The organism is Pseudomonas sp. DG56-2 (assembly GCF_004803755.1).
Taxonomy (GTDB): domain Bacteria; phylum Pseudomonadota; class Gammaproteobacteria; order Pseudomonadales; family Pseudomonadaceae; genus Aquipseudomonas; species Aquipseudomonas auratipiscis.
In genome coordinates, this window is the sequence record NZ_CP032311.1 from 142,172 (window position 1) to 165,217 (window position 23,046).

The following is a 23,046-nucleotide window of genomic DNA, read 5'->3' on the forward strand; positions in this document are numbered from 1 at the left end:
GCTCGAGTACCCATTCGGAAGTTTCCGACAGAACGTCTACTTGGTTGCCATTTTCGAATGCAGCAACGTTCTTTTGCTGTGATCTGGGACAAGAGGTCCCTAGGAAAAAATTCTAATGCGCGCGTTATTGTTCACCGCTGTTCCATTCGCTTTCGCTGCCAGCTTTGTTCAGGCACAGACGCTGCCAGAGGCCATGCAGAAAGCCTTGGAAGTGCATCCGGAAATCCAGGCTGGGGTCAATAGCCGTATCGCTGCTGACTACCAATTGCGCGCTGCCAAGGGCGGCTATCTGCCCAAGGTCGATGTGCTGGCAGGGTACGGCCGCGAAGGGACCGATAGCCCAAGTACCGGCAACCGTTGGGAGACTCTCAACCGGGGTGAATCAAGCGTGCGTCTGCGCCAAATGGTTTTTGACGGTTTCGCTACTTCCAGCGAAGTAGGGCGTCAACAAGCCACCGTTAACTCTCGTGCCTATTCCTTGCTTGGTTCGTCCGAGCGCACGGCATTGACCGTAGCTCAGGTTTATCTCGATGTCCTGACTCGACGCGAAATGGTGCGTCTGGCCGAAGACAACCTGCGCAGTCACGAGCGTATTTATGATCAGATCAAACTGCGTACCACCCGCGGCGTTGGGCGTCTGGCTGACCTCGACCAGGCCGAAGCGCGTCTGGCCCAAGCCAAGAACAACCTGATCACCGAGCAAACCAACCTGGCGGATGCAAAAACCAACTACCTGAGCGTGGTGGGTGAAATGCCCGATGAGTTGAGCGCACCTGCACCGTTTATCGACATGCTGCCAGCCAACCTTGATGAAGCTCGCCATCAGATGGTCGAAAGCAGCCCGATTCTGCGTTCGGCTGAGTCCGACATCGCAGCGGCAGAAAAGCAATATGAAGCCGCCAAGTCTACGTTCTATCCACGTTTCGATGCAGAACTCGGACGGACGGCAGATAACGATATTGATGGTGCGAACGGCCACAATAACGAATGGCAGGCTATGCTGCGTATGAGCTTCAACCTGTATTCCGGTGGCAGCAACAAGGCCGACCTGGAATCGAAGTCCTACCTGACCAATCAGGCTCTGGACATCCGCAACAATGCTTTGCGCCAGCTCAATGAAGAACTGGGCCTGTCATGGAATGCTATGGATAACGCCAACGCGCAATTGCCGATTGCCCAGCAATATGTCGATTACAGCAACAACGTGCGCAGTGCGTATCAGAAGCAATTCAGCCTTGGCGAGCGAACGCTGCTCGACTTGCTCGATAGTGAAAACGAACTCTTCACCGCCCAGCGTCGTCTGACTGAGGTGAAGTACATTCAAGTGTTTACTCAGTATCGAATCAAGGCGACCATTGGCCAACTGCTCAAGAGCCAGGGTGTTGTAGCGCCAATGGCAACTGTTGTGCAGAACGATTTGAAGCCCCAAGTGAGCCTGCCAGGTATGAACTGAGGCTCAGTTACCCCCAACCGCATTTACCAAGAGAAGCCGCGTGGAATCAGAAGTTAGTCGAGTTCAACTCAGTCATGATCCACGCAGCCAGCACGATGATCCGTTGCTGGACAGCCTGCTCTCGCTTTGCGTTCTGCATCAAAAGCCTGCCAGCCGGGCGATGTTGACCACCGGTCTACCTTTGCCCGCCCAGCGCCTGAGCCCGGAATTGCTGCCTCGTGCAGCAGCCCGTGCCGGCCTACAGGGGCGCTTGCTGCAACGCAAGCTTGAGCAGATCCCGAGCATTGCCATGCCGGCCATGCTGCTGCTCAAGGATGGTCGCAGCACGGTGTTGCTCGGCTGGGAGAATGATGACACCGCGCGGCTGTTGCTCAGTGAGAGTGACGGCGGCGAGGTGCATGTCAGCCGTGATGCGTTGCAGGCTGACTACAGCGGTCGAGTGTTCTTCGCTCAACCGCAGCACAAGTTCGACGTTAATCACGGCAACCTGATACCGCGCGCGCGATCCTGGTTCCGTGACACGCTCAAGCGCAGCCGCTGGCTATACATCGATGCCATCGCTGCAAGCCTGGTGATCAACCTGATTGCTTTGGCCGCACCGCTTTTCGTCATGAACGTGTACGACCGCGTGGTGCCCAACCAGGCGACCTCGACGTTGTGGGTGCTGGCTATCGGCATTGGCGGTGCCTACGTCTTCGACCTGATACTCAAGAGCCTGCGTAGCCTGTGCCTTGACCTTGCGGGGAAGAAGACCGACCTGATCATTTCTGCGACTCTTTTCGAGCGCATCGTCGGCATGGCGATGAAGTTCCGTCCGGCGCGGGTCGGCAGCTTTGCTCAGAACATTCATGAATTTCAGGGCCTGCGCGATTTCCTCGCTTCGCTAACCCTTACCAGCCTTATTGACCTGCCGTTCACGCTGTTGATCTTGATGGTCATTGCCATCATCGGCGGGCATCTGGTGTGGATTCCGATTATTGCCTTCCCGCTGGCCCTGGGTATCGGCTATGCCCTGCAGAAGCCGTTGGTGGCGACGCTGGAACAGACCATGGCCCTGGCTTCGGAGCGTCAATCCAGCCTGATCGAAACGCTGGCAAGCCTTGACGCGGTTAAAGTCAACAATGCCGAAAGCGAACGTCAGTACATGTGGGAGCAGACCATCGGCACCCTCAGTCGCTTGGAGATGCGGGTCAAGGTGCTCTCTGGCCTGGCGATGAACATCACCTTGCTTATCCAGCAGTTGGCGGGCGTGGCGCTGATTTGCGCCGGCGTGTACCAGATTATCGCCGGTAACCTCAGCATGGGTGGCCTGATCGCTTGCTACATGCTCAGTGGCCGCGCCCTGGGCCCGATGAGCCAACTGTCTGGTTTGCTTACGCGTTATCAGCAGGCCAAAGTCACCATGGTTTCAACTGACCAGATGATGGAGCTACCCCAGGAACGAAACTTCGAGGAACGTCCGCTGAGCCGTCAGGTTCTGCAGGGCGCAATCGAATTCCGCGGCGTTGACTTCACCTACCCGAATCAGCAAAACCAAGCCCTCAAGGGCGTCAATATGACGATTCGCCCAGGTGAAAAAATCGGCATCATCGGTCGTAGCGGCTCGGGTAAAAGTTCGCTGGCCAAGTTGATCGTCGGTCTTTACGAAGCTGATAAAGGGTCGCTGCTGATCGATGGCGTGGATATCCGCCAGATCGACGTCAGCGAACTGCGCCACAACATTGGCTACGTCCCCCAGGATATTCAATTGATGGCCGGTACGTTGCGCGACAACCTGGTCAGTGGTGCGCGTTACGTCGAAGACGAGATGGTCCTGCAGGCGGCCGAGCTGTCTGGTGTTCATGAATTTGCACGTTTGCATCCCCAAGGTTATGAACTGCAAGTAGGGGAGCGCGGCCAGAACCTTTCTGGTGGGCAACGTCAGAACGTCGCACTTAGCCGTGCATTGCTGCTCAATCCTCAGATTCTGCTGCTCGACGAACCTACCAGTGCGATGGACAACACCGGTGAGGAGCGCCTCAAGCAACGCCTGCAAGCCATTATCGAAAGCAAGACCGTGGTCCTGGTCACCCACCGGGCATCGTTGTTGTCACTGGTCGATCGCTTGATTGTGGTTGATCGGGGACAGATTGTTGCGGATGGCCCGAAAGCCGCCGTTATGGATGCGCTGAAGAAGGGGCAGATCAGTGTTGCTTAAGATGGATATGGGGCAGTTCAAGGAAAGCCTGCGCAAATATTTCAAAGGCTCGGAATCCCTCAGTGGCCAGCCGCTTCCCGAGGTCAACAAGGCGCTCATCGAAGATGCGCCGCGTATCGTGCGCCTGACCATCTGGGGGGTGATCGCATTCTTCCTGTTTCTGGGGTTGTGGGCTCACTTTGCAATTATTGACGAAGTCACTCGCGGTGAAGGCAAGGCAATTCCCTCCTCCAAACTGCAAAAAATCCAGAACCTGGAAGGCGGCATCGTTGCGCAGATCTACGCCAAAGAAGGCCAGATTGTCGAAGAAGGTGCGCCATTGCTGCGCCTGGATGACACTCGTTTTGTTTCCAACGTCGGCGAGACCGAGGCTGACCGCCTGGCGATGGCCCTGCGTGTTGAGCGCCTGAGCGCGGAGGTCGAAGACCGTGCGCTGAAAATTGACGAAGAAATTCGCAAAGCTGTCCCCAGCCAGGCAGCCAACGAAGAAGCCTTGTACCAGAGCCGGCGTCAGCAGCTACAGGACGAACTTGGCGGAATGCATGAGCAACTGGTACAGCGTCAACAGGAGCTGCGTGAGTTCAGTTCCAAGCAGGCCCAGTATCGCAACAGCCTGCAGCTCCTGCGCCAGGAAATCAGCATGTCCGAGCCGTTGGTGGCCCAAGGCGCAATTTCTCAAGTTGAAGTATTGCGGTTGAAACGCGCTGAAGTTGAAAACCGCGGCCAGCTCGATGCCACCTCGCTGGCCATTCCGCGAGCCGAGTCGGCGATCAAGGAAGTTGAGCGCAAGATTGACGAGACCCGCGGCAAGTTCCGCAGCGATGCTCTTACCCAGCTCAACGAGGCGCGCACCGACCTGAACAAGGCCAAGGCCACAGGCAAGGCGCTGGACGATCGCGTCAATCGAACCCTGGTAACTTCGCCGGTGCGCGGCATCGTCAAGCAAATGTTGGTCAACACCGTCGGTGGCGTTATCCAGCCTGGCAGTGACCTGGTCGAAATCGTACCGCTTGACGACACCCTTCTGGTCGAAGCCCGTGTTCGTCCGCAAGACATTGCGTTCCTGCATCCGGGCCAGGAAGCCATGGTCAAGTTCACGGCCTACGACTTCACCATCTACGGTGGTTTGAAAGCCAAGCTAGAACAGATCGGCGCCGATACCATCACCGATGAAGACAACAACACCTTCTACGTGATCAAACTGCGCACGGAGCGCAGTCACCTGGGTTCAGACGAGAAGCCCTTGTTGATCATCCCTGGCATGGTTGCTTCGGTGGATATCATCACGGGCAAGAAAAGCGTGCTGAGCTACCTGCTCAAACCCATCATCCGCGCCCGCGCCGAGGCCTTGCGCGAGCGCTAAGCCTGCCCCGCGATCTTGGGCAACGCGGCAGTAGTCTGAGCGCTTGTTGAATCAGGCCTGCTGCGCCGCCTGGTACTGGGCGGCCGCGTTACTCAGGGTTTCAGCCATTTGCTGGCGCAGGGTCGGGGGCTGCTCGACGATCAAACCGTCGCCTTGGCTCAGTAGCCACCAGCGCAGTTGCCAGCTGTTGCTCACGGTGGCTCGCAGACAATGACCCTGTTCCAGCTTGATGAGCTGCATATCCGCTGACAGCGGGGTCTCACGTACCAGGCGTGCCAGGTTGTCGCTGATCCAGGCCTGCAACTCGATCTTGTCGGTATCCCCGAACTGCAGAGCATCACTGCGCAAGTAGGCCTGCAGGTCGAAGTCGCGCAAGCCTTCGGTTGCGCTGCCGAGCACGCGCAGATGGCGAAAGCGATGTACTGCGAATTGGCGAATATCACTGTAGGGCGCAGCGGTGGCGATCAGGTAGCTGATCTGGCCACGCTGGATCAATGCCAGTGGATTGAGGGTCAACTCGCTGACCTTATCGGTGTGCGCTGAGTAGTACTGGCAGTGCAACTGGTACTCCTCGAGCAGCGCTTGTTGCAGGGTCTCCAGAATACTGTCCGGCACTTCCGGGGCCTGCATATTCATGTCTGCCCGTACACTGGCGACCTTGTCCAGCCAGCGTGCCGCCTTGTTGGCACCGGAAAGATGTTCAAGCTTCTGCCGAGCATGGCTGAAGCGTGGATCGAGCACCTTGAGCATGCTGCTTGGCAGCAAGGGCCGCACGGCTTCTTCGACCAGCGCCAGGCTTAAAGCCTCGCTGATACTGATGCCGCGCAGTTCGATGCAGGCGTTGGCTGCCCAGTGCCAGCCGTAGGGAATGCTCTTGTCATTACGCTCCAGCGGAAAGATCAGCGACAACTCGTTGAGGTCGCGCTCGATACTGCGTTTGCTGATGGGAAAACCGGCATCTTGCAGGCGAGCTACCAGCTCGGCGCTGGTAATGCCTGGTGAGCGGCTGGGCAGTTGGCGCAGTAACTCCCATTGACGGCTGAGAGTGGCACGGGTGGTTGCGGAGGGCAAAAGATAACGTCCTTGTCTAGGCTTGCGGTTGTAGCATGGTCTCAGTGGCGAGTTATGGCAATTGGCCATTTAACTATTAGATCAAGGATGAAGCCGTTGATTTGCCTCAACCGAATCGTTCGCGACAGGTTTTGTCGTGGCTCTGCGCAGAATCACGCCTCATTACACCCGCCAGCGTTTGGGAGGGTTGTTCAACGAGGATGAACATGTCGGCTGCCAGCAATATTTACCCACTGCTCGAGCGTCTGCTGCCTGAGCGAATCACTCCTGTGTCGGGTCGAACCGGCCAGTTGGAGCGGATGTACGCTGGCGTGGGCATGCCCAGTCAGCGGGCAGCGTTGGGCGAAAGCTTCCTCCTGATCAGTCGCCTCGAAGAAGCCTCGGATCTGCAGGCGCTGTACAGCGATCTGCGCAGCCAGGCGTTGGACGGCAGTGTCGCGGCGCTCAACGATCTGGGCTGGATCTGGCTGAATGGAAAATATTGGCGCGCCGACACCCCACTGGCCGGGCATCTGTTGCGTATGGCGGCATTGCAAGGCAGCGCTGTGGCCTGGTTCAACCTCGGCCAGCAGTATTACTTCGGCAAGGGGGTCGAGGTCGCCTATGCCAGCGCGGCCGAGTACTACCAGCATGCGTTCGAGCGCGGCCTGGAACAGGCGGCTGCGGCCTTGGGTGATCTCTATGAAGAGGAGATCTGCGACGGCGACTTGCAGACCTGGAGCGTTGATCTACAAATGGCGTACAGCTGGTTTTCGCGCGGCGCCCAGAGCGGCGATGCGCGTTGCCGTTTTGAAGTGGGCTATCGGCTGTTGCACGGGCAGAGCGTTGCAGCCGACCACAAGGCTGGCGTGTACTGGTTGGAGCTGGCAGCAGTGGCTGGGGTCATGCAGGCCGCAGAAGAGCTGGCGGTGCACTTCAGTGTTTCTCATGATGCCTTGCGCTACTTGTTTTGGCGTGATCAAGCCATCCATATGGGAAGCTCGCTTGCCTTGACCATGAAGCTGGACGATCAACTTCAGCCCGGAGCTTGACGCCGGTCAGCCGCACTTGACGATGAGGGCGTCGATCGAAGAATATAGATAGTTAGCAAACTATGAATATGCGAAGGCCTTCCCTTCATGACTCTCGATGCACTGCAACGCACTATCAGCAGCGGAATGGTGGTGGCCGGTCGGCACTGGCGGCGGATCTGTCAGGCGACCCTGGCTGGCTACGGTATTTCCGAAGCCTGCGCCATCCCGTTGCTGATGATCGTGCGCCTGGGTGATGGCGTGCATCAGGTGGCGGTGGCCCATGCAGCTGGCCTTGAAAGCCCCTCGTTGGTACGCCTGCTCAATCAACTGTGCAGCGCTGGGCTTATCTGTCGCACTGAAGACCCTGTCGATCGCCGCGCCAAAGCGCTGAGCCTGACTGAAAGTGGCCGCGCCCTGGCCGAAACCATCGAAGATGAGTTGGTGCGACTGCGTCGCGATGTGCTGCAGGGTATCGATGAGGCCGATCTGTTGTCAGCCCTGCGCGTCATCCGTGCCTTCGAACAGGCAGCGCAACGCACGCCGGGCGTGCTGGTGTGAAGGGCTTTTTCAGTTCCCTGCCGCCTGCTCGCGACTGGTTCTATGGTGTGCGTACGTTCGCCGCCTCGATGATTGCGTTGTACATCGCTTTGCTGTTGCAGTTGCCCCGGCCTTATTGGGCCATGGCCACGGTGTATATCGTTTCCAGCCCCTTTGTCGGCCCCACCAGCTCCAAGGCGTTGTACCGCGCAATGGGCACCTTGCTGGGTGCTGCAGGTGCAGTGTTCATGGTCCCGCTGCTGGTACAGACACCACTACTGCTGACTGTGGCCATTGCCTTGTGGACTGGCACCTTGTTGTTTCTCTCGTTGCACCTGCGTACCGCCAACAGCTATGCCTTGATGCTGGCGGGCTACACCTTGCCGATGATTGCCCTGCCCGTAGTCGACGATCCGTTGCGGGTGTTCGATATCGCATCGTCCCGGGCCCAGGAAATCTGTCTGGGCATTGTCTGCGCTGCAGTGGTTGGCGCTATTTTCTGGCCACGGCGTTTAACCCCGGTAGTCGTTGGCGCCACAGGTAACTGGTTCAACGAAGCAATCCGCTATAGCGATACCTTTCTTGCCCGCACCGCGTCCACCGACACGGTCGGCACCTTGCGCGCTTCGATGGTGACCACATTCAACACGCTGGAGCTGATGATCGGGCAACTGTCGCATGAGGGCGCGCGCCCGCAGACGGTGAAGAATGCTCGTGAGCTGCGCGGGCGCATGATCCACCTACTGCCCGTGGTCGACGCCCTGGACGATGCCTTGCTGGCCTTGGAGGCCCGCGCACCGGCCCAGGCCGAGCAGTTGCAGCCGTTACTGGAGCAGGCCCGTGAATGGCTGAAAAGCACTTCCAGCGACGCGTCCCCCAGCCGTTGGTCGGCTCTTCGGGCTCAACTTGAACACCTGCAGCCCAGTGTCGCGGACCTCGATGAGCGCCCGGCGTTGTTGCTGTCCAATGCGCTCTACCGCCTGGCCGAATGGGTCGACCTGTGGCAAGACTGCTGCAGCCTGCAACACGCCATTCGCAACGAAGACTTGTCGCCGTGGCGGGCTGTGTACCGACATTGGCGCCTGGGTCGCCTGACGCCGTTCTTCGACCGTGGTCTGATGCTCTATTCAGTGTTTTCCACGGTGACGGCAATTATTGCGGCGACCACGCTGTGGATACTTTCAGGCTGGAATGATGGCGGCAGTGCGGTGATTCTCGCTGCCGTCGCTTGCAGCTTTTTTGCGGCGATGGACGATCCTGCTCCACAGATTTACCGGTTTTTCTTCTGGACCGCCCTGTCTGTTGTGTTCGCTAGCCTTTACCTGTTTCTGGTATTGCCCAACCTGCATGACTTTCCGATGCTGGTGCTGGCCTTCGCCATTCCCTTCATTTGCGTCGGAACCCTGACGGTACAACCGCAGTTCTACCTTGGCACCTTGCTGACCATTGTGAACACAGCCTCGTTCATCAGTATCCAGGGCGCTTACGATGCCAACTTCCTGACCTTCATCAACTCCAACCTGGCCGGGCCCGTGGGGTTGCTGTTCGCGTTTATCTGGACGTTGGTGATGCGCCCGTTCGGAGTGGAACTGGCGGCCAAGCGGCTGACGCGCTTCAGTTGGAGGGACATCGTTGGCATGACCCGTCCAGCGACGCTGGCCGAACATCGTTATTTGGGCGTACAGATGCTCGACCGCTTGATGCAACACCTGCCACGTTTAATCCAGACCGGTCAGGACACGGGGTCAGCGTTGCGTGATCTGCGCGTGGGTTTGAACCTGCTCGATTTGCTTGCCTACATGCCTCGGGTTGACGTGGGGCCGCGGCATTTGCTGCAGCAGGTCGTGGAGGAGGTGGGCGAGCACTTTCAGGGTTGTCTGGATGCTCGCCGCCGTCTGCATGCGCCCGAAGTACTGCTGCAGAGCATGGAACGCGCCCGCAGGGCTCTCAATCTCAACGACCTGGCCGACAGTGGCGAAACCCGAATTCACCTGTTGCACGCCTTGAGCGGCTTACGCCTGGCTCTGCTGCCTGGTGTGGAAGTGGTGCTGGAGCCGTCTGATGACAAGCCGCAACTGCCTTATGGCATCGATGGAGCCCCCCTGTGATCGGTGAACTGGATATCAGCGGGGTATTTCTGCCCACGTTGCTGGTGATGATGGTCCTCACCTACCTGTTGTTTCTTGGGGTGCACGCGCTGCTCACCCGTTTGCATTTCTACCGCCTGGTCTGGCACCGGGCGTTGTTCAACGTTGCGCTATACGCCGTGCTGCTCGGCACGGTCGATCACTTTTGCCGAAACCTGATGCTGCCATGAAAAGACCTTTATTGACCTTGGGCCGTGTGGTCCTGACCCTGCTGGTTGTGACACTGGCGACCGTACTGGTCTGGCAGATGGTCATGTACTACATGTTCGCCCCGTGGACACGCGATGGGCATATCCGTGCCGATGTCATCCAGATTGCTCCAGACGTTTCCGGGCTAATCCAACAGGTCGAGGTGCGCGACAACCAGATGATCAAGCGCGGCGACGTGCTTTTCACCATCGACCAGGACCGCTTCAAGCTGGCGCTGCGTCATGCCCAGGCCATCCTGTCTGAACGTAAGGAAACCTTGGCCCAGGCCCAGCGCGAGGCGCGGCGCAACCGTGGTTTGGGCAACTTGGTGGCGCAGGAGCAGCTCGAGGAAAGCCAGTCCCGGGAAGCGCGTGCGCAGGCGGCAATGGCCGAGGCGCAAGTGGCGGTGGACGCCGCTCAACTCAACCTCGATCGCTCGGTAGTGCGCAGTCCGGTGGATGGTTATCTGAATGACCGCGCGCCGCGTGCGCACGAGTTCGTCAGTGCCGGCAAGCCGGTGCTGGCCGTCGTCGACAGCGCTTCCTACCATGTCGATGGCTATTTTGAAGAAACCAAACTGGGAGGCATCAAAATTGGCCAGGCGGTGGACATTCGGGTGATGGGTGACAACACTCGCTTGCGTGGCCATGTGCAGAGCTTTGCTGCCGGTATCGAAGACCGTGACCGCACCAGCGGTGCCAACCTGCTTCCCAACGTCAACCCGGCCTTCAGCTGGGTGCGCCTGGCCCAGCGGATTCCGGTGCGCATTGCCTTCGACGAAGTGCCCGCGGACTTTCGCATGATTGCCGGACGTACCGCCACGGTTTCCATCATCGACGGTAACGCGCAATGAAGTGCCTTCCACTGCTGGGTTTAAGCCTGATGCTGTCGGCCTGCCAGATGGTTGGGCCGGATTATCAACTGCCCAAAGACGCTGCAATCCAGCGTGCTGACCTGCAAGGTAACTTGCGCCAGGACGCCGACAGCGTGGTTTCTGCACCGGTGCCGCAAAACTGGTGGCACCTGTATCACGACCAGCGGCTCAACACCTTGGTCAGTCAAGCACTGACCGCCAATACCGAACTGCGTGTGGCCACGGCCAACATCAGCCGTGCCCGCGCCCAGGTCGAACAGGCCCAGTCCCAGGGCGGGCTCAACGGTGGTGTAAAGCTCGGCGCCCAGCGCTTGCAAGAGTCTGGCGAAGCGTTCTTGCTGCCAGAGAAAGTACCCGTGGCGAATATCGGTGAGGCAATCATCAGTGCCTCATACCAGTTCGACCTGTGGGGCACCCTCAAGCGTGGGGTGGAAGCGGCCCAGGCCAATGCCGATGCAACCCAGGCCGCTGCCGACACTGCACGCATCACCGTGGTGGCCGACGTCGTGCGTGCCTACACCCAGGTCTGTGCGGCCAACGAGGAATACCACATCGCGCGCGAATCTCTGGATTTGCAGGAGCAGAGTGTGACCATGACGCAACGCTTGCGTGACGCCGGACGAGGCGACGAAACCCAAGTGACGCGTTCGCAAACCCAGTTCAAGTCGCTGCGAGCCGAGTTGCCACGCTACCACGCCGCACGCGAAGCGGGTCTGTATACCCTGTCGATGTTGCTGGCCAAGCCGGTGGCGCAGTTGCCAACAGGTACGGCCGAGTGTGCCGAGCTGCCGCATATCGCCCAGGTTCTGCCCGTAGGCGATGGCGCCGCATTGCTCAAGCGTCGCCCAGATATTCGTCAGGCGGAACGCCAATTGGCAGCGTCCACTGCAACCATCGGCGTGGCTACCGGCCAGTTGTACCCGGATATCAGCATCGGAGCGCAAGTTGGCACCATTGGTATCCTGGATAACCTCGGAGAGCCTCAAACCAATCGCTGGGGCTTTGGCCCGCTGCTGACCTGGACTGTGCCAACCAATGGCTCGCGGGCGCGAATCCGTGAGGCTGAAGCCTCCACCCAGGCGGCGCTGGCGCATTTTGACGGCGTGGTGCTCAACGCCATTCGTGAAACCCAGACCAGTCTGGCGCAATACAGTGCATTGCTGCAGCGGCGTGATGCCTTGCTCGAAGCGGAACAATCGGCGCAACAGGCAGCAGAGCAGACACATCGCTTCTACAAGGCCGGTCGCGAATCCTTCCTGGCAGACCTGGAAGCGACACGCACCTACACCGACATGCGCGCACAACTGGCAATGGCCAATACCCAGGTAGCGATGGGCCAAATCCGCCTGTTCCTGGCCTTGGGTGGTGGTTGGTCAGCCGAACCTGGCCGGTAGGCGCGGGCTCGCCCTGCGATCCCGCCCCCACTCACTACTTCTCCTTCTCCACCATCCCTTTAAGCAAGTCGATCGGCAACGGAAAGACGATGGTCGACGACTTGTCCCCGGCAATACTTCCCAGCGTTTGCATGTAACGCAGTTGCATGGCCCCCGGCTGGCGCCCAAGCATTTCTGCTGCCTGCATCAGTTTCTCCGAGGCTTGCAGCTCCCCTTCGGCATGGATCACCTTGGCTCGCCGTTCCCGCTCGGCCTCAGCCTGACGGGCAATGGCACGGATCATCGACTCATTGAGGTCAACATGCTTGATCTCGACATTGGCGACCTTGATGCCCCAGGCATCGGTTTGTGCATCCAGCACCTGGCGGATATCCAGGTTCAGGCGTTCGCGTTCGGCCAGCAGCTCATCCAGCTCATGCTTGCCGAGCACTGCGCGCAGTGTGGTTTGGGCCAGTTGGCTGGTAGCCATGAGAAAGTCTTCGACCTGGATAATCGCCTTCTGCGGGTCGAGCACGCGAAAGTAGATAACGGCGTTGACCTTCACCGATACGTTGTCGCGGGTAATCACATCCTGCGGCGGTACATCCAGCACCACAGTACGCAAATCGACCCGGACCATCTGCTGGATACCCGGGATCAGCAGTACCAGCCCCGGCCCCTTGACTCTCCAGAAACGGCCGAGCTGGAAAACCACCCCTCGCTCGTATTCGCGCAGGATACGAAACGCCGATAGCAACAGCACGGCGGTAAATGCCAGCAGCGCACCAATGCCCAGTTCGAAAAACATAGTCACTCTCCTTGCGCCACAGCTTCTGCTGCTGCGCTGACGTCCAAAAGTACGCCCTTGCGTGAGATAACTCGCACGTGTTGCCCCACTTGCAGCGGTGTCTGACTCTGCGCCTGCCACTGCTCACCCTGTGCCTGTACCGAGCCGATGAACGGATCGCTGTCGTTGACCGCCATGACCGTCGCCAGGCTTCCAATCAGCCCGGCATCGCCGCTCACCAGCGCACGTTTTCGAGCCTTGATGGCCGCCCCCAGCACGCCGCCAAGCAGCAAGGCCGAGAATATTGCCAGGAACAGGATCAACGGCAGCGCAATGCCGTAGCCGGGCACATCGGTGTCCATCAGGATCACCGCACCGACGACGAAGGCGACGATGCCTCCAAAGCCGACTACGCCGAAGCTGGGCATGAATGCCTCGGCAATCATGAACGCTACGCCCAGCAGAATCAGACCGGCCCCGGCGTAGCTCACCGGTAGCAACTGCAAGGCGTACAGCGCCAGCAACAGACAGATACCGCCGACAACCCCGCCTACCCCAGTGCCAGGGCTCATGAACTCGAACATCAGACCGTACACACCCATCATGATCAGAATCAGCGCGACGTTGGGATTGGTGATCACGGCCAGCAAGCGTGTGCGCCAGTCTGGCTGGCGCTCGATCAGCGCAGCGTTAGCGGTGTGCAATTGCACGGTCTGGCCAGCGGCCTCCAGTGATTTGCCGTCGAGCTGGCGCATCAAGTCGGGCAGGTCGTTGGCGACGCGGTCGATTACCTTCAGGCGCAAGGCTTCGTTGGCTGGCAGGCTCACGGCCTCGCGCACCGCCTGCTCCGCCCATTCGGCATTGCGTCCACGCAACTGTGCCAGGCTGCGGATATAGGCCGCAGCGTCGTTGACCTGTTTGCGCGTCAAGGTGTCTTGTTCGTTCGGCGCAGGTTGCTTGTCGCCGGTCGGCGTAGCAGGCGGTGCGCCTGGGTCTTTGGGTGCACCGGGCAGGCCGCCAATCTGCACCGGCGTCGCAGCGCCTAGATTGGTGCCGGGGGCCATGGCTGCTATATGGCTAGCGTAAAGAATATAGGTGCCAGCACTGGCCGCTCGGGCCCCGCCGGGGGCGACGAAGGTGGCCACTGGCACGGGGCTGGCCAGAATGGCCTTGATAACTTCCCGCATCGAGCTGTCCAGCCCGCCTGGCGTGTCGAGGCGGATCACCACAAGCTGGGCCTGCTCGGACCTGGCCTGCGCGAAACCACGTATCAGATAGTCGGCACTGGCCGGACCTATAGCGTCGTTAATACTCAATACCAACACCGGGTTGCCGGGCGCGGCTTGTCCGCCAGGCAATGCGCCGAGCAAGAGCAGCACAAGCAGCTGCCGACACCAGCGAGCGATCACCTGAATTCACCCGAGTTGTGCGTGTCCAATAAGTTTAGTCCGCGGCCCACAGCAGCAGGGCCTAAACTTCATCACTGGGGGAGCTGTATCTGGAGGTGCATCATGCGTATGGCAAAAACCCTGCAGCGCTGCCTCGACACGGCGGGCTGCGATTACGACATCGTTCCTCATGCCCACTCATCCACCAGCCTTGAGTCGGCCCGTATGGCTGGTGTGCCAGCGGAAAGGGTGGCCAAGTCCGTCATGCTCGACGACCGTCACGGCAACTATCTGATGGCCGTGCTACCGGCCAATCGTCACCTCGACATGAGCAAGGTGCAGGCCACCGGTCAGTGGCACATGACCTCGGAAAGCAACCTGCCACACTTGTTCGGCGACTGTGAGCGAGGCGCCATTCCGGCAATGGGAGACGCCTACTCGATCAAGATGCTGGTTGACCCGACGCTCACCCGCCAAGGCGATATCTACGTAGAGGCGGGGGATCACGATCATTTGATCCACATGAACATGTCGCAGTATCTGAAACTGGTGCCGAACGCCGAAGTGCGTGAGGTTTGTTGATGATCAACCCACTGCCAGACCTGGCGTCGTAGACGACCAGCCTGGCTAACAGGAGTGCCCCATGGAAGCACCTAACCACAAGTTCTCGGAACTGTTCAAACAACTTGGGCTACCAGACGATCCCGTCGGAATCGACCAGTTCATCACCAGTCACTCACCACTCAAGGGCGATGTAAAGCTGGTCGATGCACCGTTCTGGACCCCGGCGCAAAAGGCTTTTCTGCAAGAAAGTGTCATTGAGGACGCCGATTGGGCGGTGCCTTTCGACCAACTGAACGAGGCGCTTCGGCGACCGAAAAAATAAACGCTCAGTGGCACTGATACCGACGTTCGGCGTTGCTATGCTCAGAAAAAAACAACAAGGGGATAGTGCCAATGAAAGATCCCTACACAGTTGGTTTCTGGTGCGCCTTGAGCGCCTTGGGACTGCTGACCGTCGGTTACTTCTATGGTGTCAAAGAGGCCTACCAACTCAATCAGGCACTGGTATTTCTATACGCAGCAGGTGGAGTAATTGGTGCCCTCGCGCTTACGGCCCTGGCCTGGATCGCCTGGCAGCAATTGCGGGTCAGCAGGCGCCAGCTTGCACAGGGTCGCACGCTGGTAGCTATCTGGAATACCAAAGTTGCCCTGCGTCGCGTTGAAACAGTGTTCGACCGTTACTTCTGGGGCAGCTACTGGCAGCCGGGGCGCACTTTCCAGGAGGTTATGGGCGAGCTGGAAGGCACACCGCTGGAGCAAAGTCTTGAAGCCCTGAAGAGCCAGTGCCGGGAGCTGGACAAGGAAACCCACGATCTGCGCCGTCACTGGTTGGACAACGCCCGCGAGCTGTCTACCGTGGCCACCGCCATGGCCCGTGAGCGCTATCAATTGGACCTGTGCGACTCCCAGCAAAGCAGCGGACGCGGTGCGGCGGTGCTTAACCGCGATCTGGAAGTACTGGTGTACACCTGGTCGGCACGCCTGCGCAGCTTCGACCACCAGCTCGATGAGCTGGAGGGCGAGTACCGCTGATCGGTGTCGCGACCCATTAGTCGCCGCGAATGTACTGTTCTAACTGTTGAATCATATTGGCCTGCTCGGCGATGGCCTCTTTTACCAGGTCACCAATCGACAGCAGGCCCAGCAACTCGCCGTTTTCCACTACGGGCAGGTGGCGCAAGTGGCTGTTGGTCATCATGTTCATGCAAAACTCGACGTTCTGGTGCGGATCAACCGTAATCACCGGGGCGCTCATGATCGCGCTGACCGGCGTGCCCACCGACGAGCGGCCTTTGAGCACCATTTTGCGTGCGTAGTCACGCTCACTGACGATACCCACCACTTGACCTCCCTCGACCACCGGCAGGGCACCGACGTTCTTTTCGGCCATCAACTTCAGCGCATCGAGCACCATGTGATTCGGGCCAATGGTATGAACCTGATGATGCTGCTGGGCTTTGGTTTTCAGGAGCTGTGCCACGGTTTTCATAGAGGCCTCTGCAATGCTGGGAGTTGTTGACGGCAGATACCTACAGAATCGTGTACAGATGGCCGCAGGGCAAGGGAGAAAGCGGCATCGAGGCGATTGAAAAACGTCATTGGTCGGCGCACAAACAAAAAAGCGACCCAGGAAAGGCCGCTTTTAGTCGACAAGCTGATCATTAAATGATCATGCGATCCCCTTCGGGTTCGGGCCGAAACGGTTGGCGCCCGGGGTGCTGTCCAGGCACAGGAAGACGATATTGACGAATGGCAGCAGCAACCACCAGCCGCTACGGTCGCTGTCGTGCATGCGACGAACACCAACGGCGATGCCGGGTATGAACATCGCCAGCGAGTACACGTTGGAGAGGGTTGCGTTCATTCCCAGCAGCGCTTCGACAGTGGCAATACCACAGGCAATCAAAAAGTTGATCAGGAAGAACATCCAGTATTCCTTGCGGCGCGCGCGGCCGGCGAATACGGCGTACTTCTTCAGTACGGCGATGTACCAGTTACCTGTTTGCTCAGGCGCAACTGCTGCTGTCGAAGCCGGCGTACTGCGGTTGAAAGCTTGCGGCGCGCCGCACTGTGGACAGGCGACGGCGCTTTGGTGGATCTCTTTGGCGCAGCCCCGGCAAAAAACCATACTCATTTGTTATCCCTCACGTTAATTAATTGAATATCCAATAAACACAAACAGCGAAATGCCCGACATGACCACGCCGGCAATGCCCATGTTGCTGCCGGGCTGTCGCTGGGCAATGCTGATGACGCCTAAAACCAGACTGGCGATGGCAAACACCGAGAGTCCAGCGACGGTGTCACTGTCCCAGTCAGATATATCGAACAAGGACAGGACGCAAAGAATGCCGAGAATCAGCGAAACAATGCCCATCCACGGCGACACTTCAGTGGCCGCTGAGGTTGGGGCTTGCAGGAACTGAGATGCACCGCATTGAGGGCAGGTGGGCGCCGTTTCATGTATTTCCTTGGCGCAACCGCGACAAAAAACCATTGTCATGACAAATCCTTTTGCGGGTTTCTGCTGCGTATCGGCAGCAGAAATTGGAAGCAAAGTTTACCAATTATTTCCGTGGTGGCGAAATAATGGCGATGATAATTCGACGCTCAATTGCAGCCGGACACGTTTGAAACCTCCAGGCTGGCTTCCTGCAATGCGGCGGCCACGGCGGCGGCATCGTTGGCGGTATACACACGGCCGCCAGTGTTCTCTGCGGCACAGTTGGAGCCGGTGCTGGCGCTGATGTTGACGATGTTGACCCGCAGGCGTGGTTGCTGCTCAGCAATCTGGCGCGAAACTGCGCACACGCTCTGACCACAGCTGTCGCTACCATCGACGAACATGATGATCACGCCGTCGCGGTCGCGGCCGTTCATGTGGGAAGCAGCGGCTTCCAGACTGGTGCCTAATGCGGTTCCGCCTTGAGGCTGCAACCTGTTGATGCGCTCGATCAGATTGCTGCGTTGGCCGGGGTCGAATACGCCATGGTCCTGAGGCGAGTGGCAACCATCGAAGGTGACCAGGCGCATATCGATTCCCTGCTCCAGATTCTGGATCACGGTGCTCAATGAGCTTTTGGCCACGTCCATGCGTGTAACTCGCTGCTTACTGTCATACGGCAGAAACTCTTCGACCAAGGGGACCTTGCGCAGCAATGTGATGTACCACTGTTCGCCTTCACGTTTGACCCTGATCCGTTCATCCATGGAACCCGACGTGTCGAGTACCACGGTAAATTCCGAAGGCTGAAAGTTCGTTGTCGGGGTGCAGATCTGGTTCTGCGATGAAACTGTCGCCCACAACTGGCGCAAGGAAGGCCACCACAGATACAACGCGAACAGCAGGGCAAGCAGAAGCAACCCCAGCAGCCACGGCCAAAGTACCAACGGTCGACGCGGCGCTGTCGGTCGAGGTGGCGCTGATGCCGGCCGAGGCGCAGGCGCAGCAACCTTCGGCACGGCCGCCGCAGGCACCGGCTGTGGCTGTGGCTGCCCCCAGCGCACCACCAGCGGTTCGCCATTGATGCTGTACAGATTGTTCAAGTCGGGTTCGCCAACCAGCTTGGTCAGCGCTTGAGCGGCTGCAGTCTGCCCACGTCGTTCGAGTTCGTGGGCCAGTTGCTTCACCGCTGCCTGGCGCTCTTCATAGCGCCTGAGCAGTTCGGCCTGCTGCTGGCGCTCAAGGCTGGTATAGAGGTGAGGTTGGCCTTCAAGCTCCGACCACCACTCCAACACACCGTCGCGCGCTTGGCGCGGTATGGCATACAGGTGGGCAATGCTGGGTGGAAAGTGCTGACGAATCAGCGCGACTGTCTGTTCCAGCGCTGCGGCTGCTTCCTGGCTGGCCTGGGTATCACGTATGACTCGCTGCATGTGAGTGCGTCTCTACTCGCAGTTGGTATTGGCGGAAACTTCCTGGCTGGCCTGCTCGATAGCAATGTCCAGTTGTGAAGCGTTGTTCACCGAGTAGACCTGGCCACCTGTACGCTGAGCGACGCAGTCGGCCAGGCTGTTGGTGCTGATGTTGATCAGGTTGATTTTCAGGCGCGGCTGGTCCTGGGCAATGCGCTGCGCGACTTCGCAGATGTTGCGACCGCAGCCATCTTCGCCGTCGGCAAACATGACAATCACCCCATCGCGATCTCGGCCGTTCATGCTGCTGGCAGCCATCTCCAGACTTGCGCTCAGCGCGGTGCCATCGTCGGCCTTAAGACCCTGGATGCCGCGGATCAGCGCAGGTCGCTGGGCTTTGCCGAACACGCCGTGGTCAACGGGGGTACGGCAACCATCGAATGTCACCAGACGCATGTCGATGGCCGGATGCAGGTCCTTGACCATTTGCGTCAGAGACTGCTTGGCCACGTCCATGCGTACAGGTGGTTGAGTGATTCTGGCGAAGATCGCAGGGTCGGCGAAGGGGTTGTCCAGGTTCCTGAAGAACCACCTCTCATCCTTCAAAGAGGCATCGACACTGAGGTTCATAGACCCCGAGGTATCAAATACGACCGCCAACTGAGGGGGCTGAGTGTTCGTGTACTTGCGACATACAGCAGGCTTTGCCGATGCGCTTGCCTCGGCCTGTTTGGGCTTGGCAACCGGCGGAGGCTCGGGCACCACGGGAGGTTCAGGTTCAGGTTCAGGTTCAGGTTCAGGTTCAGGTTCAGGTTCTGGAGTCGGCACTGGCAACTCAGGTGTCGGCGTTATCGCAGATTCGCTGTTGATCACCGGCTGTTCCACTGCGCTCGGTTGTAGGTTATGCCCGAACCATTGGCGCAGGAACGGGCAGTCGAACCATAGCGCTGCCAGGAGCGCCAGCAGCGCTAGCAAGGGCAACAGAAACCACGGCAGCCAGAAAATCCAGCGCCGCCGAGGCTTGGCTGCCGGCACGACCGGTGGCAAGGGTTGCGGTGGAGTGGCCACCACCACAGGCGCATCCCACCGTACCAGCAACGGGTAGCCATTGACGCTGTAGAGGTTATCCAGATTCGCCGGACCGATCAGGCGGCGCAGTGCCGACGCGTCGCTGGTTTGCCCGCGTTGCTCCAGTTCAGCGGCCAATTGTCCAATAGCATCCTGGCGCTGCTCGTACACGCCCAACAAAGCCGTTTGTTGCTCGGCATTGAGCTCGTGGTACAAGCGTGGCTGTCCTTCCAGCTCCGTCCACCACTCACGCACTCCGTCACGGCCTGCACGGGGCTTGGCGTAGAGTTGGGCGACACTTGCAGGAAAATGCTTGGTAATGATCGCGACTGTCTGGACGAGATCGGCCAGGCCGGAATGGTCCGGCCCGGCATCACGGGTAACCCGCTGCATGATGAAATCCTGAAAAAGTACGGCAGCCGAAGCTGCCGATGGGGCTTACTCGTAACCCAAACTCAACTGCAGGCGACTAACCTGCTGCTGCAGGGCCTTGAGTTCTTGCTTGCGGGCTTCGATCTGGGCACTGCTGGCGTTTTTTGCCGGAGCGCCTTGGCCTGCCTTGAGCTGCTGTTCCAGCCCGGCGATCTGCTGTTGCACATCGCTCTTGTTGCCGTGACGCGCCTTGAGGGTGGCCAGCAGTCCATTGAGCGACTTTTGCAGGTTTGCCTGTTGGCGCTGCTGAGTGGCCAGGTCCTGGCGCGTCGAAGCTTGCAGGGCGCTGAGCTCGTCATAGACCTGGTTGAACTGGCGATTCTGCTCACGGGCTGCGACCAGATCCTGCTCGCTGTTACGCACTTGCTCGGCGTAACCGCCGCCGTAGTCGCAGTTGAGCTTACTGATCAGGCTGGCGCTGCTGTCGGAGGCCGTGCACTGTGACGCTGTGGTTGCGCAGCCGGCGAGGGTACCTAGCAGCAGTGCGCAAAAACCGATTCTTACCAACATGCCTTGTCCTCAGCCCAGAGTGATTGCCGAGCGCTGGTCGTAGAGGCCATCGACCTCTTTTTGCAGCGATGCAACCTTGGTGTTCATCTTGGCGATCTCGGATTCGACCTTCTGTACTTCAACCTGGTCGGAACCACTTTCACGCTCGAGCTTGGCGACGTTCTCGAACTCAGTGATGCGGGTTTGCATATTCTTGACGTCTTTGCGCATCAGATCGAGGTTCTTGTCGATGGTGACGATGCTCTGCTGAGCCTTGGCCTTATCGACAGTCTTGGCCTTGATATCGCGCTGGATGTCGGCGATCTGTTGCTTGTCGTCATTGATAACGCGCTGCAGGGTGTTGGTACGTTCAGCCACCTTGGCAGTTTCTTTCTGCACATCGGCGCTCATCACGTTCAGACGTTGAGTGGTGTCGGCATACTTGGCACGACGATCATCCAGGTAGTAGTTGGCACCCATGGCCACGCCACAAGCGGCCAGTCCCGCAGCCACGGCGCAGACCGCCTTGTTGCCCGAGTTGGACAGCGTGCAAACCAAAATGCCACCTGCAGCGGCTACCGCGCAGGCCTGATAACCGGAGGCGCTGAAGAACTTGGCGTCGTTACCCGACGTCAAGCGCGGGTCGGCGCCGCTGTCGCCGAGCAGCGAGCTGCCTGTGCTGGCGCAGCCGCTCAGCACCAGGCTGAATGCAACCATCAGACCGATCCATACCCGCGAAATACCCGGCTTGTTTGTGTTCACGTTGGCTTTCCTTGTGCGCTATTGATTAGTGAGTTACGGCCTTGCAGCTCTTGAGCCAGGCGTTGATGTCGATCTTCTGGGTTTTCAGGAACGCCGACTGGTTGGCCCAATGTGTCGTCAGGTAAGGCTTGAGTTCCGAAAGATTCTTGTTGGCCGTCAACACGCCTTCGAGCACCGGCACCTGGGCTTCGAGCAGTGATTGGCCGTAGAGCGAGCCGGAGTCCACCAGTGAGCTGGCGTAGTAACGGCTGAGCTTGTGCAGGCGATCGCTCTGCTCGTCGAGCTTGGATTTGCGCATGCCGCAGGTAGGATCTTCCTCGCCAGCCTTGCAGTTGGCGGCATAGTTTTTCTGCAGGAAGTCCAGGTACTGGCCGTCATCGAGCATCTTGGTGCACAGGAAGGCACCCAGGTTCAGGCTGGCGCGAATCGCTTGGTCGCGGGCTTCCTGTTGCTGCTGGTTGCTGGCACGCAGCTGGTTTTCCACAGTCTTGAGCTGGTCCTTGAGGCCTTGGTCTTCAACGCTCGATGCCAGCTCTTCAAGCGCTTTGACGGTGCCTTTGTCCTTTGGGTCGGCGGACGGCTGATCGTTACCCAGCTTGCTCCAGCTTTTTTCGATGCTGCTGACCCGTTCGCGGGAGGTGAGGGTCGGCGAGACCATGGCCAGGCGCACGCCGTTGGTTTTCTTGGTTACCGGGCCCTGAGCGTTGTAGTAGGGTTCTTCCTGGCGCAGCGCCGTGCGCAACTGACCTTCAGCGGTCAGGAAGTTGCCACCGCGAACGACATAACCGCCGGCTTGACCATGCTGACGGTCGAGCTTGTTAAGGCGGAAGGGTTCGAACATCATCTCGCTGGCGTTGCCAAGCATGTCGTGCAAGCCCAGCGGATTGGGTTTGAGCAAACCACTCAACTGCAACTTGCCGTTGGACGATTGCGCGCCGGCAAACCATTCGTAGGCGTTCAGGCCCTCCGGCATAGGGTAGCGGCCATCACGAAACTCCGCGGTACTCACTTGCAGGCCGCCACGGGCAGCGAATTCCCACTCGGTTTCGGTGGGCAGGCGCAGGAAGCCCTGGGCGCCGTCTTCACTTGGTAGTTTGCTGGCGGCGTTGGTGCGCAGCCAGCGGTTGTACTTGTCCGCAGCCTGCAGTGCATCCAGCCAACTGATCGACACCACCGGCAGGCGTAGTTTGTTCGACGGCGTCGGGCAGTTGTCTTCAGTCAAAGCCTGATACTGAAGCTGAGTCATCTCGTACTTGGCCATCAGGTAGTAACGAGACTTTTCGCCCTTGGCCGTGGTGAAACTGCCCGAGATAAAGGCTGGGCGAGTCTGTTCTACATAGCCCCACTCGGCACTGTCCTGACCAATGTTGATCGGGTAGTCATCCAGCGGCCCGGCCAACGGGATCAGCACTTTGCGAAACACCATCGAGCCTTCGCAGGGCATCGGCAGCACCACGTCATCGGCGTCGGGCATCGGGTTGAAA

General features: G+C 59.1%; 23 protein-coding genes. 12 read left to right on the forward strand and 11 right to left on the reverse strand.

The features are described 5' to 3' along the window. Positions 1-115 precede the first annotated feature (115 nt). The 3 genes from D3Z90_RS00620 to D3Z90_RS00630 are packed head-to-tail and all read left to right on the forward strand — an operon-like array spanning position 116 to position 5,013. The gene (locus tag D3Z90_RS00620) at positions 116-1,453 is read left to right on the forward strand and encodes a TolC family outer membrane protein (protein WP_136473934.1); all 1,338 of its coding nucleotides are present in this window, start codon (positions 116-118) and stop codon (positions 1,451-1,453) included. Positions 1,454-1,493: 40 nt separating this feature from the next. Further along, on the forward strand, positions 1,494-3,650 hold the full coding sequence (locus D3Z90_RS00625) for a type I secretion system permease/ATPase (protein WP_136473935.1): 2,157 nt from the start codon (positions 1,494-1,496) through the stop codon (positions 3,648-3,650). A gap of 1 nt (position 3,651) precedes the next feature. Continuing rightward, on the forward strand, positions 3,652-5,013 hold the full coding sequence (locus D3Z90_RS00630) for an HlyD family type I secretion periplasmic adaptor subunit (protein WP_371922302.1): 1,362 nt from the start codon (positions 3,652-3,654) through the stop codon (positions 5,011-5,013). Between the two features lie 51 nt (positions 5,014-5,064). Here D3Z90_RS00630 and D3Z90_RS00635 read toward each other — a convergent pair whose 3' ends face one another. After that, the gene (locus D3Z90_RS00635; RefSeq protein ID WP_136473937.1) at positions 5,065-6,084 is read right to left on the reverse strand and encodes a YafY family protein; all 1,020 of its coding nucleotides are present in this window, start codon (positions 6,082-6,084) and stop codon (positions 5,065-5,067) included. A 206-nt stretch (positions 6,085-6,290) separates the two neighbouring features. Between D3Z90_RS00635 and D3Z90_RS00640 the strand changes: the two genes are divergently transcribed. From D3Z90_RS00640 to D3Z90_RS00665, 6 genes are all read left to right on the forward strand, one after another. Continuing rightward, complete coding sequence (locus D3Z90_RS00640) at positions 6,291-7,115, forward strand: tetratricopeptide repeat protein (RefSeq protein ID WP_136473938.1); 825 nt, start codon at positions 6,291-6,293, stop codon at positions 7,113-7,115. Between the two features lie 87 nt (positions 7,116-7,202). Further along, positions 7,203-7,655: a MarR family winged helix-turn-helix transcriptional regulator gene (locus D3Z90_RS00645; protein WP_136473939.1), complete on the forward strand. Its 453-nt coding sequence runs from the start codon at positions 7,203-7,205 to the stop codon at positions 7,653-7,655. Then, positions 7,652-9,742 carry an FUSC family protein gene (locus tag D3Z90_RS00650; protein WP_136473940.1) on the forward strand — a complete coding sequence of 697 codons (2,091 nt, stop codon included), beginning with the start codon at positions 7,652-7,654 and terminating at the stop codon, positions 9,740-9,742. The genes D3Z90_RS00645 and D3Z90_RS00650 overlap by 4 nt, the downstream gene beginning before the upstream one ends. Further along, entirely contained in the window at positions 9,739-9,951 is a 213-nt protein-coding gene (locus D3Z90_RS00655; RefSeq protein ID WP_136473941.1) for a DUF1656 domain-containing protein, read from the forward strand. The genes D3Z90_RS00650 and D3Z90_RS00655 overlap by 4 nt, the downstream gene beginning before the upstream one ends. Next, a complete protein-coding gene (locus tag D3Z90_RS00660; RefSeq protein WP_136473942.1) occupies positions 9,948-10,823 on the forward strand; it encodes an HlyD family secretion protein in 876 nt (291 codons plus the stop codon). The genes D3Z90_RS00655 and D3Z90_RS00660 overlap by 4 nt, the downstream gene beginning before the upstream one ends. Next, on the forward strand, positions 10,820-12,238 hold the full coding sequence (locus tag D3Z90_RS00665; protein ID WP_136473943.1) for an efflux transporter outer membrane subunit: 1,419 nt from the start codon (positions 10,820-10,822) through the stop codon (positions 12,236-12,238). The genes D3Z90_RS00660 and D3Z90_RS00665 overlap by 4 nt, the downstream gene beginning before the upstream one ends. A 34-nt stretch (positions 12,239-12,272) precedes the next feature. Here D3Z90_RS00665 and D3Z90_RS00670 read toward each other — a convergent pair whose 3' ends face one another. Both D3Z90_RS00670 and D3Z90_RS00675 read right to left on the reverse strand, forming a co-directional pair. Then, positions 12,273-13,025: a slipin family protein gene (locus tag D3Z90_RS00670; RefSeq protein ID WP_136473944.1), complete on the reverse strand. Its 753-nt coding sequence runs from the start codon at positions 13,023-13,025 to the stop codon at positions 12,273-12,275. A 2-nt stretch (positions 13,026-13,027) separates the two neighbouring features. Beyond that, complete coding sequence (locus tag D3Z90_RS00675) at positions 13,028-14,413, reverse strand: nodulation protein NfeD (protein ID WP_136473945.1); 1,386 nt, start codon at positions 14,411-14,413, stop codon at positions 13,028-13,030. Between the two features lie 102 nt (positions 14,414-14,515). Between D3Z90_RS00675 and D3Z90_RS00680 the strand changes: the two genes are divergently transcribed. The 3 genes from D3Z90_RS00680 (at position 14,516) to D3Z90_RS00690 (ending at position 15,988) form a co-directional block, all read left to right on the forward strand. Continuing rightward, positions 14,516-14,974, forward strand: coding sequence for an aminoacyl-tRNA deacylase (locus tag D3Z90_RS00680; protein WP_136473946.1), 459 nt, complete (start codon positions 14,516-14,518; stop codon positions 14,972-14,974). Between the two features lie 61 nt (positions 14,975-15,035). Then, positions 15,036-15,278, forward strand: a complete 243-nt coding sequence (locus tag D3Z90_RS00685) for a DUF2789 domain-containing protein (protein WP_136473947.1) — start codon at positions 15,036-15,038, stop codon at positions 15,276-15,278. Between the two features lie 71 nt (positions 15,279-15,349). Continuing rightward, positions 15,350-15,988, forward strand: a complete 639-nt coding sequence (locus D3Z90_RS00690; protein WP_136473948.1) for an NADH:ubiquinone oxidoreductase subunit N — start codon at positions 15,350-15,352, stop codon at positions 15,986-15,988. A 16-nt stretch (positions 15,989-16,004) separates the two neighbouring features. Here the strand turns inward: D3Z90_RS00690 and D3Z90_RS00695 are convergent, their stop codons facing one another. The 8 genes from D3Z90_RS00695 to D3Z90_RS00730 form a co-directional block, all read right to left on the reverse strand. Further along, a complete protein-coding gene (locus D3Z90_RS00695) occupies positions 16,005-16,445 on the reverse strand; it encodes a CBS domain-containing protein (RefSeq protein ID WP_136473949.1) in 441 nt (146 codons plus the stop codon). A gap of 180 nt (positions 16,446-16,625) precedes the next feature. Then, on the reverse strand, positions 16,626-17,090 hold the full coding sequence (locus tag D3Z90_RS00700) for a DUF805 domain-containing protein (protein WP_136473950.1): 465 nt from the start codon (positions 17,088-17,090) through the stop codon (positions 16,626-16,628). Between the two features lie 15 nt (positions 17,091-17,105). Then, a complete protein-coding gene (locus tag D3Z90_RS00705) occupies positions 17,106-17,459 on the reverse strand; it encodes a DUF4190 domain-containing protein (RefSeq protein WP_136473951.1) in 354 nt (117 codons plus the stop codon). 107 nt (positions 17,460-17,566) lie between these two features. Then, entirely contained in the window at positions 17,567-18,832 is a 1,266-nt protein-coding gene (locus D3Z90_RS00710; protein ID WP_136473952.1) for a VWA domain-containing protein, read from the reverse strand. Positions 18,833-18,844: 12 nt separating this feature from the next. Then, positions 18,845-20,272 carry a VWA domain-containing protein gene (locus D3Z90_RS00715; RefSeq protein WP_136473953.1) on the reverse strand — a complete coding sequence of 476 codons (1,428 nt, stop codon included), beginning with the start codon at positions 20,270-20,272 and terminating at the stop codon, positions 18,845-18,847. Positions 20,273-20,317: 45 nt separating this feature from the next. Further along, complete coding sequence (locus D3Z90_RS00720; protein ID WP_136473954.1) at positions 20,318-20,821, reverse strand: hypothetical protein; 504 nt, start codon at positions 20,819-20,821, stop codon at positions 20,318-20,320. A 9-nt stretch (positions 20,822-20,830) separates the two neighbouring features. Further along, complete coding sequence (locus D3Z90_RS00725; protein WP_136478856.1) at positions 20,831-21,517, reverse strand: hypothetical protein; 687 nt, start codon at positions 21,515-21,517, stop codon at positions 20,831-20,833. Between the two features lie 70 nt (positions 21,518-21,587). Beyond that, the gene (locus D3Z90_RS00730) at positions 21,588-23,036 is read right to left on the reverse strand and encodes an SUMF1/EgtB/PvdO family nonheme iron enzyme (RefSeq protein WP_136478857.1); all 1,449 of its coding nucleotides are present in this window, start codon (positions 23,034-23,036) and stop codon (positions 21,588-21,590) included. Positions 23,037-23,046: the final 10 nt, after the last annotated feature.